The sequence below is a fragment of the Aquamicrobium sp. NLF2-7 genome (genome assembly GCF_022359935.1).
In the GTDB taxonomy this organism is placed as follows: domain Bacteria; phylum Pseudomonadota; class Alphaproteobacteria; order Rhizobiales; family Rhizobiaceae; genus Mesorhizobium; species Mesorhizobium lusatiense.
In genome coordinates this window covers 59,380-74,068 of sequence record NZ_JAKSED010000006.1, presented here as the reverse complement: position 1 = coordinate 74,068, position 14,689 = coordinate 59,380, and the positions used below count along the sequence as shown (strand labels likewise).

Annotated in this window: 18 protein-coding genes; 15 read left to right on the top strand and 3 right to left on the bottom strand. The window is 63.2% G+C overall.

Annotated features, from left to right (window positions below; genetic code table 11):
* Positions 1-49: 49 nt before the first annotated feature.
* Together MIC97_RS22445 and MIC97_RS22440 are read right to left on the bottom strand one after the other, a co-directional pair.
* Positions 50-397, bottom strand: a complete 348-nt coding sequence (locus MIC97_RS22445) for an antibiotic biosynthesis monooxygenase (RefSeq protein WP_239802123.1) — start codon at positions 395-397, stop codon at positions 50-52.
* Positions 394-717, bottom strand: coding sequence for an NIPSNAP family protein (locus MIC97_RS22440; protein WP_239802122.1), 324 nt, complete (start codon positions 715-717; stop codon positions 394-396). Before MIC97_RS22440 ends, MIC97_RS22445 begins: the two co-directional genes overlap by 4 nt.
* Before the next feature lie 74 nt (positions 718-791).
* Between MIC97_RS22440 and MIC97_RS22435 the strand changes: the two genes are divergently transcribed.
* The 11 genes from MIC97_RS22435 (at position 792) to MIC97_RS22380 (ending at position 10,950) form a co-directional block, all read left to right on the top strand.
* A complete protein-coding gene (locus tag MIC97_RS22435) occupies positions 792-1,484 on the top strand; it encodes a helix-turn-helix domain-containing protein (protein ID WP_239802121.1) in 693 nt (230 codons plus the stop codon).
* Positions 1,485-1,538: 54 nt separating this feature from the next.
* The gene (locus MIC97_RS22430) at positions 1,539-2,174 is read left to right on the top strand and encodes a hypothetical protein (RefSeq protein WP_239802120.1); all 636 of its coding nucleotides are present in this window, start codon (positions 1,539-1,541) and stop codon (positions 2,172-2,174) included.
* Positions 2,175-2,515: 341 nt separating this feature from the next.
* Positions 2,516-3,397, top strand: coding sequence for a phage exclusion protein Lit family protein (locus MIC97_RS22425; protein ID WP_239802119.1), 882 nt, complete (start codon positions 2,516-2,518; stop codon positions 3,395-3,397).
* Between the two features lie 693 nt (positions 3,398-4,090).
* Entirely contained in the window at positions 4,091-5,803 is a 1,713-nt protein-coding gene (locus MIC97_RS22420) for a ParB N-terminal domain-containing protein (RefSeq protein ID WP_239802118.1), read from the top strand.
* 86 nt (positions 5,804-5,889) lie between these two features.
* Positions 5,890-6,363: a hypothetical protein gene (locus MIC97_RS22415; protein WP_239802117.1), complete on the top strand. Its 474-nt coding sequence runs from the start codon at positions 5,890-5,892 to the stop codon at positions 6,361-6,363.
* Positions 6,360-7,259: a hypothetical protein gene (locus MIC97_RS22410; protein WP_239802116.1), complete on the top strand. Its 900-nt coding sequence runs from the start codon at positions 6,360-6,362 to the stop codon at positions 7,257-7,259. Before MIC97_RS22415 ends, MIC97_RS22410 begins: the two co-directional genes overlap by 4 nt.
* On the top strand, positions 7,243-7,560 hold the full coding sequence (locus MIC97_RS22405) for a hypothetical protein (RefSeq protein ID WP_239802115.1): 318 nt from the start codon (positions 7,243-7,245) through the stop codon (positions 7,558-7,560). Before MIC97_RS22410 ends, MIC97_RS22405 begins: the two co-directional genes overlap by 17 nt.
* A 1,054-nt stretch (positions 7,561-8,614) precedes the next feature.
* A complete protein-coding gene (locus tag MIC97_RS22395; protein ID WP_239802114.1) occupies positions 8,615-9,202 on the top strand; it encodes a hypothetical protein in 588 nt (195 codons plus the stop codon).
* A 135-nt stretch (positions 9,203-9,337) separates the two neighbouring features.
* Positions 9,338-9,826, top strand: coding sequence for a TlpA disulfide reductase family protein (locus tag MIC97_RS22390; protein ID WP_239802113.1), 489 nt, complete (start codon positions 9,338-9,340; stop codon positions 9,824-9,826).
* Positions 9,823-10,521: an MOSC domain-containing protein gene (locus MIC97_RS22385; protein WP_239802112.1), complete on the top strand. Its 699-nt coding sequence runs from the start codon at positions 9,823-9,825 to the stop codon at positions 10,519-10,521. The genes MIC97_RS22390 and MIC97_RS22385 overlap by 4 nt, the downstream gene beginning before the upstream one ends.
* A 288-nt stretch (positions 10,522-10,809) precedes the next feature.
* Positions 10,810-10,950: a hypothetical protein gene (locus tag MIC97_RS22380; protein WP_239802186.1), complete on the top strand. Its 141-nt coding sequence runs from the start codon at positions 10,810-10,812 to the stop codon at positions 10,948-10,950.
* Here MIC97_RS22380 and MIC97_RS22375 read toward each other — a convergent pair.
* On the bottom strand, positions 10,933-11,373 hold the full coding sequence (locus MIC97_RS22375) for a helix-turn-helix domain-containing protein (protein WP_012092599.1): 441 nt from the start codon (positions 11,371-11,373) through the stop codon (positions 10,933-10,935). The two genes, MIC97_RS22380 and MIC97_RS22375, sit on opposite strands and share 18 nt — an antisense overlap.
* An 85-nt stretch (positions 11,374-11,458) precedes the next feature.
* On the opposite strand from MIC97_RS22375, the gene MIC97_RS22370 reads away from it, so the two are divergent.
* The 4 genes from MIC97_RS22370 to merBA are packed head-to-tail and all read left to right on the top strand — an operon-like array spanning position 11,459 to position 14,681.
* Complete coding sequence (locus tag MIC97_RS22370) at positions 11,459-11,884, top strand: mercuric transporter MerT family protein (RefSeq protein WP_012092600.1); 426 nt, start codon at positions 11,459-11,461, stop codon at positions 11,882-11,884.
* Between the two features lie 20 nt (positions 11,885-11,904).
* Positions 11,905-12,198: a cation transporter gene (locus MIC97_RS22365; protein ID WP_012092601.1), complete on the top strand. Its 294-nt coding sequence runs from the start codon at positions 11,905-11,907 to the stop codon at positions 12,196-12,198.
* On the top strand, positions 12,199-12,447 hold the full coding sequence (locus MIC97_RS22360; RefSeq protein WP_012092602.1) for a hypothetical protein: 249 nt from the start codon (positions 12,199-12,201) through the stop codon (positions 12,445-12,447).
* Entirely contained in the window at positions 12,444-14,681 is a 2,238-nt protein-coding gene (gene merBA / locus MIC97_RS22355; RefSeq protein ID WP_239801969.1) for a bifunctional organomercurial lyase/mercury(II) reductase MerBA, read from the top strand. Before MIC97_RS22360 ends, merBA begins: the two co-directional genes overlap by 4 nt.
* Positions 14,682-14,689: the final 8 nt, after the last annotated feature.

Here is a 14,689-nt window from a genome sequence, read left to right as displayed (position 1 = left end):
GATGTTAGCGGCAAGATCGCTGGCGCTCCGAGCGGGTCCCCCGATATCTTCATGGTTCTTGTGCGGCACGGCTGTCCGAGGGAGCTTGATTGCGATCGGACAAGCCATAATCGCGCATGACGTGCGCGATGCGTAGGCGGTATCCGGCGAAAACGCCGCCGCGCCCCATCGCCTGCGCGCGCCTATGTTCGGCCGTGTTGCGCCAGCGGGCCACGGCGTCCTCGCTCTCGAAGAAGGACAGCGAGAGAACCTTGCTCGGATTGGTGAGGCTTTTGAACCGCTCGACCGAGATGAACCCTTCGATCCCATCCAGTAGCGGCCGCAACTCGGCGGCGGTATCGAGATAGAGGGTTTCCTGTCCTTCGGCCGGTTCGACCTCGAAAATGACCGCAATCATGGCTTGCTCCCGTGAGGTGCGGAGGCCAGCTTGAGGAAGGTTCGATCCTCGCGCAGCAGGAAACCCTCACGCATCGCGAACTCGTAGTTCTCGCGGCCGAGTGGATCGGCGGCCAGCCGTGCGCGATAGGCTTCGTAGTCGGAAAGGCTGGCGATGTTATAGATGCCGTAGGCCAGCGTGGTCGACCCTTCATGCGGCGCAAAATAGCCGATCAGGTCCGCCCCACAACGCGGGATCGCTTGCCCCCAGTTGCGGGCATATTGGGCGAACTGTTCCTTCTTGGTCGGGTCGATGTGATAGCGAATGATGCAAGTCAGCATGGTAGCTTTCTCCGATTGCTTTGGACCAGCCATAGAGGGTGGCGCGCCGCACATGCTTCGGTTATGATCGAACTATGAAGGAAGGCCCTGACATCGCCCGCATTGCCGCCCTGATCGGTGATCCTGGTCGCGCGAACATGCTGGTCGCGTTGATGAGCGGCAAGGCGCTCACCGCGACGGAACTGGCCGCCGAAGCCGGGATCACGGCGCAGACGGCGAGTTCGCATCTTGCCCGGCTGCACGAGGGCGGTCTCTTGCGGGCGCGCAAGCAAGGGCGGCACAAATATTTCGCGCTCGCCTCGACCGATGTGGCTGGTGTGCTGGAGGCGCTGATGGGCCTCGCCGCCGATGCCGGGCAACTCCGCAGCCGCACAGGCCCGAAAGACAAGGCGCTGCGACAAGCCCGCATCTGCTACAACCATCTGGCCGGCAACATGGGTGTCCAGATGTTCGACAGCCTGTTGGCGCGAAACTATCTTGAGCTGGGCGATGGCCATTTGCGGCTGACCGAGCCGGGCCGGGACTTTGCCGCCGGATTGGGCATCGACGTGGATAAGCTCGCCGCCGGCCGCGCCGAGCTATGCCGGGAATGTCTCGACTGGAGCGAACGCCGCTCGCATCTGGCGGGCAGTCTCGGACGGGCGATGCTCGCACGATTTGTCGAGCTTGGTTGGGCGCGCCTGGATGAACCGACGCGCATCGTCACATTCACACCGCCCGGCTTGCGCCAATTCCGCTCGATGTTCGACAAGCAGGTCGCTGCATAGCGTCGCGAAATTCCTGAACTACGCAAAGGACGCCGCATGGGATATGCTCACGAGATGGCGGACCGGCTGCCGGCGACTATGCCGTTGCCCCAAGAGTTCCGCGACCTGTTCGACTGGATGGAGGCCAACGGTTATTTTATGGCGAGCGGAGCCTATCCGGGCGATAGGCTCGGTTTGCTTGGCACGGAAGACGAGCTGCAATCGGGCCTGGTGACAGCGATCCTTTTCCGTGTCGCAACGCCCGAACAGGCACGCGAGCATGGACAGGCTTGGTTTGGCGAAACTGTTCCGAACATAGAAGATCGGTTGGTTCTCTTCGCGCGGACGGGTGGCGACGGCTCCCATGTCGGTTTCTGGCTGGATGATGAAGGGCGCACGCAGATCGCGCATCTTGGTTCCGAAGGGCTGGCCTGCCTGCTCGGTCAGACGCCGCTCGACTTCCTGCGGCTTCTGGCCATTGGCTACAAGGAGATCAGCGGGGATTGCCTATACGCACCGGACCAGCCACCGGGCGAGGGCGGCCTTAACGCAATCTATCGGGCTTGGCTGGTCGAGCGCTACGGCATCACGATTCCTGAAACGGCCTTGGACCTGCTGGGCGAGATACCTGACGCTTTTGCCGAAGCGTCCGATGATCCATTCTGGCGCTGGGTGCGCAAGGCCCAGGACGAGCGTGATCGCGGAGCCTGATCCTTGTCGCATAAATCCTGAAACCTGCTCGACGCGTCGACAAAGTCAGTCGCGCAAGTCGGACTTGCGCACACGATTTTCGCGACAGAAACTCCCCTGCAAAATCAGTGCCGGCGTTTTTGCCGCGAAACTTAGGAGTTCCGCCACAGCTTCGGCCACTAATGGCGGGCAGGCGCTAGAAGCAGTCGCCGTACATCAGGACTGACGATCGCAACGCTTCGGGCGTTGAGCAAAGGCCACCGTTAAAGGGTAGTCGACCTCGGAAGTGCGCTGGACTTGCGTGTATAATCACTTCGGATTCTGCCATAAGTATCGTTACCAGCTACGGGACGTCTAGCTCTATGACCACGACGAAAGAGATCGCACAGCCGTTTTTTGATTTGGTCGCGGCCGCTCCCTTCAGGATTGCCCCGGAACGTGCGGACGAACTAACTCGGGAGATATTTAGGGGCGACGAGTGGACACTTCGACCGAGCGAAACTGAGGCCAATTTCTACGCCATCCCTGAGGACAAAACGATCTTTGCCTCCTACGCTGGGCTAGCCAGCCTTTGGTGTCTAGCGCACGCGGCCTTTCACACGATCGATATCACCTCGCATCGTCAGCGCTCGTCAGGGGCTGGTGAGGAACAAATCGATATTGGGGATTATTGGAAGGCGCTTCGGCTAGGCGAGTACGTTGCATACGCGCGGTCCTTGTTCCGCGCTGATACCGATTGGCCCGATACGCTACCGCAGCCCAGCTTGGACGTCGGGTTTGATACTCCAGAAGGTCGCGTCAATAACATTTTCTTCGGAGCGCTATCGTGGATAATCCTTCACGAGATCGCCCACATCCACAATGCCGACGAGGTCCATGTTCCACACAATCAGCGGGTTCAACAGGAATATTTGGCAGATGACTTCGCCACGAGGTGGGTATTGAAAGATGCTGTAAGTGAGATGCGCGAGTTCCGCGTCCTCATGATCTGTTTAGCGCTTACGTGGTTGTTCTTGCACGAAGACACCGTCCGAACCGGATCCACGCATCCGCAAGCCTTTTTACGCTTCCGTGAGGCTGCGGCGATTTTCGAGATGGACGACGAGCTGAGCCCGGGATTGGAGAACGCGGCATACCTCTTCAAGGCCGTCCTGGATCCGTCGACGGAAGGCCCTACATTCGAGACACCCCAGGAGTATTTTGATTGGATTTCTGAGCGCTTAGAGGCTCTCTTTCGGGAGTAGAGGGGGCCACCTGGAGCACGGACAACAACAGCCTATCGACCAACCATCGGTGAGGATCGTCAAAGTGCTTAGCCTTGCCGAACTGACTGGCGGTAGGACCTGCGTCCGCTTTGAGCCAGAAGCGGCCATTGTCATAGCGATGTGCTAATGGGGGAAATGGGGTCGCGAGCCGGCATTCCCGCGATGCCCTTTCAAGATCCGCCGAACTCGGCTCGCTCGACCTTAATGACCACCTCGGTCATTTTTGCAGCCGCGTCTCCCGGTGCCCGGGTGCGTTCCTCCCTGTTGGACAGCATTATTTCTACGCGCCCCGCAGCATGAGCGGCCTCCTTGTGGGTCGCACGCAGCCCATCGGCGATCCTCCACGCTGCGGAAGCCACTCGTCGGCAAGTCAGGCTTTCAGTGATCGCTCCGCCGCCGGAGCGCGGACGTTTGATGAAGTTTGGAGAAGAAAAAAATGAGGAGGGAAATTCCGCTCGCAGACCTGGCGGGCCGCTGACGCTGATGCTCAATCGCCGCCTGCGCGATCCCGGCCCGTCGTCCCGCGCAGGGCTGTAAGCCCTGCTTGGCCAGCCGGACAGGGATGCTCGCCCGCAATTGCTCCGGCCCGCCCGCTCCGCGGGTCGGGGGGTGTCTTCGGAAAGAAGACGGGAAAAGGCCGGCGCGGTGCCGGCACCAAAAAGGAGCATCCTCATGGAAATCAAGCTGATCGATCCACGCTCGCTCGTGGAAAACCCCGACAGGGCCCGGCGGAGCAAATCCAGCCCGCAATCCGACGCGCTGCTCTTGGCCACCATTAAGGCCGTCGGCATCGTGCAGCCGCCGGTTGTCGCGCCGCAGGCTGATGGCGGCAACGGTTTTGTCATCCATTCCGGGCATCGCCGCGTCAAGCAGGCCATAGCGGCGGGTCTGGAGGAAATTGCCGTTCTTGTCGGTGAGCCCACTGATGACGGTGGCGCCATGCGGTCGATGGTCGAGAACATCGCCCGCGAAAATCTTAATCCCGTCGATCAGTGGCGGGCCATCGAGCGGCTTGTAGCGCTCGGCTGGACCGAGGAGGCGATCGCCGTCGCCCTCGCGCTGCCGATCCGGCAGATCAAGAAACTTCGCCTTCTCGCCAATGTCCTGCCGGTGATGCTCGATCATATGGCGAAGGGCGACATGCCCGACGAGCGCCAGCTGCGCACCATCGCGGCCGCTTCGCTCGATGAGCAAAAGGAAGTCTGGAAGGCGCACAAGCCCTCCAAGGGCGATCCGCAGGTGTCATGGTGGAGCGTCGCCAATGGTTTGGCAAAAACCCGCATGTATGCGCGCGATGCCAGCTTCGGCGATGAACTGGCGCAAGCCTACGGCATTGCCTGGATGGAGGATCTGTTCGCCCCGGCCGACCAGGACAGCCGCTACACGGTCGATGTCGAGGCGTTTCTCGGTGCGCAGCAGGAGTGGATGAGCCAGAATCTCCCAAAAAAGGGCGTCATCACGGAGGCGAACAGCTATGGCGAGGTCAAGCTGCCGCCCAAGGCAAGCCGGGTCTACGGCACGCCCAAGAAATCGGACCACACCGCCATGTACCTCGATCGCGAAGGCAAGGTGAAAACGGTCCACTTCCGCATGCCGGAGGCGAAAAAGACCAAAGGCAATGGCGCAGGCGCGGACGCCGCCGATGAGCCGATCGTTGTCTCCAGGCCCCGACCGGACGTGACGCGCAAGGGGGTCGAGATGATTGGCGACCTGCGCACCGATGCTCTGCACGAGGCGTTGTCACGTGCGCCCATCGAGGACGATACGCTGATGGCGCTGATGGTTCTGGCTTTCGCCGGACAGAACGTCCGGGTGGATTCCGGCGCCGGTGGCGACTATCGGTTCGGCAATCGTTTCGGTCGGCACGCCGCGATCCTGTTCGACGCCGACGGCAAGCTTGCCTTCGATATGGATACGCTGCGGGTCGCCATGCGCAGCGTGCTGATCGACGTGCTGTCGTGCCGGGAGAACATGACCAAATCCGGCATTCTGGCGCTTGTCGCTGGGCAGATTGTCGGTGCGGACGGCTTTCTGGCCACTATGGGAACGGAGGATTTCCTGTCCTGCCTGTCCCGTCCGGCACTCGAGGCTTCGTGCAAGGATACGCCGGTGCTCCCGCGCCAGCGGGTCAAGGATACCCGTGCCGCGCTTGTCGAGCATTTCTCGGATGGCCATTTCGTCCACCCTTCCGCGCTGTTCGCACCCGATGCGCTCGCGCTTGGGGAATGGCTGACGAGCAACGCTCTCGTCGACGACGAGGACGATCCCGTCTCCGCCGTCGATCCGGCCGGGCACGATGGCGACGCTCCGGTCGAACCGACCGACGACGCCACCGGCTTGGTCGACGACGATTATGCCCAGGGCTTCCGCGAGGCTGCCGAGTAGCCCTCTTTCCTCTTTCGAATGCACCTTCCCGCCGCCGGTCACCCCGGCGGCGGTTTCGTTTCCACAGTCATAATCTGGAGGACACCATGTCCGCACTTTCCATTTTCGAAGATGCTCCAATTGGCTCGATGGTGGCCTGGTCTGACAATACGCCGCGCCCGCCGGAGCGACACCGAAAGAAGCTTTCGGCCTGGCAGAACAACAACAGCAAGGGTCGCCTGATCGCCCGGCAGGGCGAGCGGAACAGCGGCAATGTGGCCCTGGCCGCGTACTTTACCCTGCACGAGGCCGATTTCGGCGCTGGTGGCGTCATTACCATTCGCGTGCATCGCACCTTCTCGGTCGACTCGGCCCTGCGGTTCACGATCGAGGAACGGCCGACACCGGGCTCGGTGCGCGTCTTCGACCGTCCGGGCGAAAATGCTGAGCTGGTTCATCTCGCCTCGCATCGGGCTGCGGCCGAGGAATGGCTGTCGAGGCATGGCTATCCCAATGCAGTGCTTGAGGAGGTCAGCGCTGACGAGGTCGCCGCCGATATTGTCGAAGGGAGGGCTGCATGAACACGACCGCCTCCCAGTTGGACAGCGACATCACCCCCGGATTTCCGGGGGTTTCTTTTGGCCACAGCGCCGACGGCCTGCCGGTCGCGCTCGTCGGTGATACGGCATTCGCCATGGTGCCGGGCCGTGATGGCAAGCACTTCCTCGCCAGTGGCTGGCGTATCACCCGGCCGATCGAGAAGTGGCGTCGCGACGATTTCTTCGGACATTCCGGAGGTCTCGCCGATGAAGCCGAGTTCCGGGCGAGGGTCGTGGAGAACGCCGAGCATCAGCGGGAGAAGCGCGCGCTTGGTCGCCGTGACGTTCATTCGTCGGCCTATACGCCCTGGGGGCCATCGCAGGGCGCAACGATCTATGCCGAAGGCGTCACCGCACATTCGACGGCGGGCCATGGTGGCTTCCATCTCGCGGCTGAACGCAATCGTAAGGTCCATCGCATGCTTCGCGCTCCGGGCGGATGGTATGAAGAGGATGAATGCTGGGCGATCGTCGCGCTCACCTATCCCCATCTCTTTACCACCTTCGAGCGGGGCTGCGCGGACCGCACGATCAAGGATTCCTTCCCCGACGCCTTTGAGGCGATATCTGGCACGATCCTGCTGCCAGGCGAATCCCGCGCCAAGGACCAGCGTGCGTTCGAGCTGGACCATGCCGAGGACTGGATCGTGATCTCGGCGATCACCTCAGAACAGGAGGAGGGCTTTGTCGAGTGTGTCGCTACACGAGGTGGGCGGCGCGGCACCGATGCAGAAGAACAGCGTTTCCTAGTCCCCGCCGATGAGTACGAGGTCGGCCGCTTCGGCTTCGTCATCGATCCGAAACGCCATGCCGTCTATGACGGCCCCTCCAGTTTCGTCGGCTGGCGGGGGAGGGGGCGCCATGGCCCTCGCTCATGAGCATCGTCGCCAACTCTCCCGCATGGAAGAAGAGCGGCGCCAGACCCAGCGGCAACTGGATCGGATCGAGCGGCAGATCATGCGGCGCATGACGGCGTTGATCCCGACGCTCTTGCCGAAAAAGACCCACTATCGCCGCGGCCAGGCGCCCGACCCGGGCGCGTTCTTCGAGCGCTATCGTTCTCAGCTTGCGGCTCTGACGGCAGAACACCAGGCCGAAATCGACGCCTTGGCGGGAAAGCTGGCGCGTCAGGATCAGGCGATTGGGGCGCTGCATGGGAGGGAAGGCCAGTGGCGATAGTGCACGGTCTTTTTTGCGCAGGTTCCCGACGACGCGCCAATCTGCCATAGTGGCGATAGCAGAGGATACGGAAATGGATGATTGGACGCGCGCTGCATTCGAGAGACTGCTGAACCTGGCGCAGAGCGATACAGGACAATCTCGGCGCGCGGCCAACTTCCTGTTAGCGTAGTGGAATGCCGATAGCCTGGGCGGCTTTGACATAGCCGATATCTTCGGCGTCGACACCGGCATTGCCGCCGATATGGCCACAGTGTTCACCTGGCTCGCCGGACGGAACAACGCGACCTATCCCACCGAGTACCGTGCTTCGATCGAAATGCTGATCGAGGAATGGCGCCCCGACGTCTGGGCGAAATCCAGGGCGTCGAGCTAAAGCCCGCGCTGTCGCTCCGTCGGTCCTGGACTTCGCCGTGCAACATCGCGCCTAACCGAAGCCCGCTTCTCAAACGGATTCGGTCCCGGTTCGTAGAACCGCCTCCGGAGCACAGCCGAAACCCGTCCCCTGCCTCACAAGCAAGCAGGCGGGACCTGGGCAAACGTTCTGTTGTTCGATCGGCATCGCGCATCAGCAGCGAGCGGGTCCGGCGAGGATGCTGTTTGTCCGGGGGGCGGTGCCGGATGGACCTACGCGGACGGCCGCATTCAAGGGTGGCGGCGATGATCCTGTTGGTGATCATGGCGACGGCCAACGAGAGATGGGTATGATACCGGCAGCATTGGTGGTCGCCATCTGCCTTAGGCGTTCCCGTGTCGATATCGAGGCCCGCGCCGGTCCCCCCTCGGTCTGGCTGCGGTTCTGAATCGGCGGCCGTTCACTTCAAGGTCGCGTTCCGCGCCGCGGGGCGGCCGGATCAGCCTGGTCTCGCCATGGCAGGTCCGCGACCTGCGCGAGGGCTCACAAGCCCTGCTTGTCCGCAAACCTGCCACGCTCGCCTTCGGTCCGCCCGGACCCTGAAGCGCCCGTCATTCCGCCGGTTCCTTTGACCCGCGCCCGAGGGAGGGCCGGCACGGCGCCGGTTCGAGCCACGGGAAACCGAAGAAAGGACATTCCATGGCCAACCCATCTGCCAATTCTCGCGCATCCGCCCGTGTCGTTCCGCTGCGCAAGGGCACCACACTGGAAATGATCAGGCTCGCCTGCCCAGATGCCTCCCAAAGCGCCCTCATTTCCGAAAGCTTCGGCCTACCCGTCCTTGACAGCGACGGTATCCGCGAGCTGCACGAAAAGCTCATCGTAGAGACGGCATCCGCCCTCGATGAAGGACTTGGCGAGCGCGCCATGCAAATCCACTTGCAACGGATTGTCGGGGCATTCGTCGGCTCGGCCTATGGCGCTGGCCAGTTCTACAGCCGGGCGGTGACCGAAGCGCGCGACGCGACGGCCAAGGCCGCCTGCGAGGAGCGCGATGAAGACGTCGGTGGACCCGTTGGGTTCGACGGCGCCGCCCAGCGCAAGCGCGAGTTCGCGGCCGACATGGCGCTCCAAGCCCACGCGCTGCGCATGGCCGCCGAGGGCACAGTCGCGGCCTACGAGCACGTCATCGGCGAGAAGTGGAAGCCCTTCGAGCGGGCCGTCGAGAACCCTGGCCGCACCGTCGACCGCAAGGCGGCCGAACTCCAAATGTCGGCCCTTGGATAATCCACCTCGGGCGGGGCCTCGGCTCCGCCCATTACCGCCGCCAAAATTATCCTGACGACACGTGAAAGCCCGATGTACCATCGATAGAAAGTAGAAGCGTCGTTCAGGCTGGAGATGGAAAATGGAAATGCCGTGATGTCGAAGCCCGACCCGTCACTTGCTCCGGAACTCGCCGTCAGCACCTGGCTGAACACGCCAGAACCGCTGATGCTTGAGGCGCTTCGCGATCGCGTGGTGTTGCTGCATGCCTTCCAGCTTCTGTGTCCGGGATGCGTTGCGCAATCCATCCCACAGATGCAACGTATCGAACGCGTCTTTGCCAGCACTGACCTGCAAATCATGGGCCTTCACACCGTCTTCGAGCATCACGACGCCATGTCACCGGTGACACTGCGCGCATTCTTGCATGAATATCGCATCGTTTCCCCGGTCGGCGTCGACATGGCCGATGAACAATCTCCTATCCCCGTCACCATGCGGCGCTATGGGTTTCGCGGCACCCCATCCTCGGTGCTGATCGGGCGCGATGGAACGATCCTGCATGAGACATTCGGCGTCGAGGAGGATCTCGTCATGGGTGCGCGGATTGCCATGGCGCTGGCGAGCGCAAGAACTTCACAATGACCATCATTCCATTACAGGCCTTGCTCGTCGGCGATGTCCGTCCTCTCGGACCGCGGGGCATTCCGAGCGGGATCGCCAAGTTGCCTGTCGATCGACCACTGATGCTCGGCGCGCTGGGCCTTGCCGGTGATTCGCAGGGCGACACCCGGCACCACGGCGGCGCTGAGAAAGCCCTCCACCACTACGCGCTCGATCATTATCCCGCATGGGTTGCGGAAATCGGTCAGCGCGATGTGCTCGCCACCGCCGGTGCCTTTGGCGAAAACCTCGCCACTTCGGGACTGGTGGAGAGCGACGTGGCCGTCGGCGACGTCTTCGCCATCGGCAGCGCCGTCATCGAGGTGAGCCAGGGCCGCCAGCCCTGCTGGAAACTCAATGAGCGCTTCGCTCAACCGGATATGGCGCGGCGCGTACAGGCCAGTGGTCGCACCGGCTGGTATTATCGGGTGCTGGAGCCGGGTGAAATCGCGCCAGACAGTCGGCTCGAACGCATTCACCGTTCCGCCCCGACCTGGACCATCAGCCGCATATGGCGGGTATTTTATGTCGACACGCTCAATCGCGCTGAACTCGAGGCGCTTGCCGAGCTGCCACAGCTGGCCGAAAGCTGGAGGCGCTATGCGCGGCGGCGACTGGAAACCGGACGGGTTGAAGACTGGACATCGAGGCTGGCCGGCGACGCACGCGCCGACTGACCTCTGACCGCGCCCCTACGTCGTGCTCTTTGATCCCGGCATCGTCATTCTCCGACCTTTGGGCTGGGCGGTCGACACATAGGTGGCCACCGGAAGCCGGCAAATCCCGCTCTCTCGTGATGGCGTCCTGACCCGGCCCCGGATCTTCTGCGATCAACCCGCAAGGGGTCCGCTACGCAAAGCGTGCGGCCGCTCTGGCTTCGCCTGACGCGGTGATCGCGCCCGGGGCCGGGCCTTTCGAGGAGCCATCGAGCGGGAATTGGCCCGCTCCCAAGATGGAGCCCTCAAATGTCGCACAACCTCGAACTCGCCCAAAAGCACGCCTGGAACCTCGCCCACACCCTCATGACCACCGTGATCCTCTTCCGGTCCGACAACGAGTACGGCGTTTATCTGAACAGTCAAGCTGTCTCACTGGCATTTCGCTGAGCTCGCCGGCTCCCGGAACAGCGTCTCGATCAGCGGACATTCCCGCCGATTGCCTTCTGTGCATTGGGCCACCACGTCCTTCAGCACTCGCTCCATGCGTTTCAGGTCGGCGATCTTTTCACGCACGTCGTCGAGATGCGCGGCGGCAACGGCGCTTGCCTCGGCGCAGGGCTGGTCGCGCTCGTCGACGAGGCGCAGCAGTTCACGGACTTCATCGAGGGAGAAGCCGAGCTCGCGCGCCCGCAAGACGAAGCGAAGCCGTCGCTCGTGGGTGCTGTCGTAGCTGCGATAGCCGCTCGCCGTGCGCGGCGGCTCCGGCAGGAGGCCGACCTTCTCGTAATAGCGGACCGTCTCCAGATTGCACCCTGTGCGCTGTGCGAGTTCGGCGCGCTTGAGGCCTTTCACGCCAGCGTGATCGCGCATCCAAAAATACCCCTTGACCCTGTAGTTGCTACAGACCGCACATTAGCGCCTGGATAGGTTTTCGACAAGAAGAGCGAGGTCGAACATGAATGCATCCCGACACGGACCAGCAGACGTTGCACCGACTGCGGCAAACCTGACGACGCCAGAGCGAAGCGAGGCCGGGCGACAGCGCCTGGTCGCCGTCGGCGGCATACTCGGCGCCATCGCCGCCTCGTCCTGTTGCATCATTCCGCTCGTCCTGTTCAGCCTCGGCATCGGCGGCGCCTGGATCGGCAATCTGACGGCGCTTGCGCCCTACAAGCCACTGTTTGTCGCCGCAACGGCGGGCATGCTCGGCTACGGCTTCTACCTTGTCTACTGGAAGCCGCGACAGGCCTGTGCCGATGGGGCTGCCTGCACGCGCGCCGTCCCCAGCCGCCTCGTTCAGATCGCGCTCTGGTTCGCGACCGTACTCGTCGCCGCTGCTTTCGCCTTCGACTACGTCGCGCCGCTGCTGCTTTCCGCCTGACACCAAGAGGAGACTACCCCATGAGGAAGAGTTTGAGCGCTTTCACTTTGATCGCGTCGGTGATGACTGCGCCTGCCGCCTTCGCCGCCGAACGCACTGTGACGTTTGCCGTCGACAACATGACCTGCGCCTCGTGCCCCTACATCGTGAAGACCACGATGGCGGCAATCCCCGGTGTCGCGAAGGTGACCGTCTCCTTCGAGGCGAAGTCCGCGACCGTGACCTTCGACGACGCTAAGACGAGCACCGATGCCATCGCAGCCGCCAGCATGAATGCTGGTTATCCGGCCCACCCGACGCAGCAAGGCAGCTAGATGACTGATCGCGCCGTAATCCGCGCAGGTGCCGTTGGCGCCGTCCTCGCCGCGATCTGCTGCGCGGCGCCGCTCCTCGCCGTCGGCCTGTCTCTGGCGGGTCTTGGCACGTGGCTGACAGGTGTGGGTGCAGTGGTGCTTCCCCTGATCGTCGCGGGCTTCGGCTTCGGCGCGTGGGGGCCCCATCATCGCCGGGCAAGAGCCACGGCCTATGAGACGAAGATTCGCAAGGAAGGCGTGAAGCCATGAACGATTGCTGTGCAACCTCCTCCCGGGACAACCCGGCCGTTTCTCAGCCCGCGACACTGGCGAGCTTTGCCGTTCGACCGGGCGTAACGTTTCCGGATTGGTCGGCGGTCACGTCACCTGTGGTCAAGAACGCTCTGCAGGCGATGGTCGGGTCCGACCACGTGCTCAATCGCTGGAGCGGTTACGATCCCGCCACCGACAGGGTGCGTGTTGCGTTGCTCCGACTCTACGCCGACCACGGGGGTGCCCCGACCATAAGCGCGCTTGCGGAGCGTACAAAACTCAGTGAGATGGTCATCCGGCCACTGCTCGACGAGCTCCGCCGGCGCGACCTCGTCGTTCTCGATGGCGAGCTGATCGTCGGCGCCTATCCGTTCAGCGATCATAACACCGGCCATCGGGTCACTCTGGACGGACGCACGCTGAATGCAATGTGCGCGGTCGACGCGCTGGGCATCGGTGCCATGACCGATCGCGACACCGCGATCGCCTCGCCCTGCGGCCATTGCGGCGCACTGATCCGGATCACCACGCAGGACCGAGGGCGGGCACTCGCCGACGTCGAGCCACAGTCGGCCGTCATGTGGCAGAGCGTCCGTTATGAAGGCGGCTGCGCCGCGAGCTCGCTCTGCGCGACGACCGCTTTTTTCTGCTCGGACGAGCATCTTTCCGCCTGGCGCGACGAACGTTCCACCGACGAGCCAGGTTCCCGGCTGTCGATCGAGGAAGGACTGGAAGCCGGCCGTGCTCTGTTCGGGCCGAGCCTCGCTGGTCTCGATGTGGCGTCGAAGAGCCTGGTGGTCGCCAACCGACCCTTGCGCACAAACGGTCGCAATGGAGGCGCTTACGATCTCGTCGTCATCGGCGCCGGCTCGGCCGGCTTCTCGGCCTCGATCACGGCCGCCGATCAGGGCGCACAGGTGGCGCTCATCGGCAGTGGCACCATCGGCGGCACCTGCGTCAATGTCGGCTGCGTGCCGTCGAAGACCCTGATCCGCGCGGCCGAGACGCTTCATAACGCTCGCGTGGCGGCACGTTTTGCCGGCATTACTGCTGAAGCCGAACTGACAGACTGGCGCGGAACCGTTCGTCAGAAGGACACGCTCGTGTCTGGGCTGCGCCAGGCCAAATACGCGGACCTGCTCCCCGCGTACAATGGTATCGCCTATCGCGACGGGCCGGCTCGCCTCCTCGACGGCGGTGTCGAAGTTGACGGCGCGCGTATTGCCGCTGGCAAGATCATTATCGCAACCGGCGCGCGGCCGGCAGTTCCTGCTATTCCTGGCCTCGAGACCGTACCGTATCTCACCAGTACGACGGCGCTCGACCTCGAGGAACTGCCGCGATCGCTGCTGGTGATCGGCGGCGGTTATATCGGCGCGGAGCTCGCCCAGATGTTCGCCCGTGCCGGCGTCAAGGTGACCCTCGTCTGCCGGTCCCGACTGCTCCCCGAGGCCGAGCCCGAGATCGGCGCGGCGCTCACGGGGTATTTCGAGGATGAAGGCATCACCGTTATCTCCGGCATCGCTTACCGCGCGATCCGCAAAACCGAGGGCCGAGCGTCACTGACCGTCACGCGTGACGGTCACGATGTCCAGATCGACGCCGATCAGGTGCTGATCACCACGGGCCGCACGCCCAACATCGAAGGCCTTGGGCTGGCCGAGCACGGGATCACCGTCTCGGCGAAGGGCGGCATCGTGGTCGACGACCGCATGCGCACGACCAAGGCTGGCGTCTATGCCGCCGGCGACGTCACCGGCCGCGACCAGTTCGTCTACATGGCCGCCTATGGCGCCAAGCTCGCCGCCAAGAACGCCCTCAATGGCGACAGCCTGCGCTACGATAACAGCGCCATGCCCGCTATCGTCTTCACCGATCCGCAGGTCGCAAGCGTAGGTCTCACCGAGGCGGCGGCGCGTGCGGCCGGGCATGAGATCCGCGTTTCGACGATCGGTCTCGATCAGGTGCCGCGCGCACTCGCCGCCCGCGACACTCGTGGGCTTATCAAGCTCGTGGCCGATGCTGCTGGCGGTCGTTTGCTCGGCGCCCACATCCTCGCGCCGGAAGGTGCCGACAGCATTCAGACCGCGGCTCTCGCGATCCGCCAGGGTCTCACCGTCGATGACCTCGCGGACACGATCTTTCCTTACCTCACCACGGTCGAGGGGCTGAAGCTCGCAGCACTTTCGTTCGGCAAGGACATCGCCAAACTCTCCTGCTGCGCCGGGTGAGCACAATC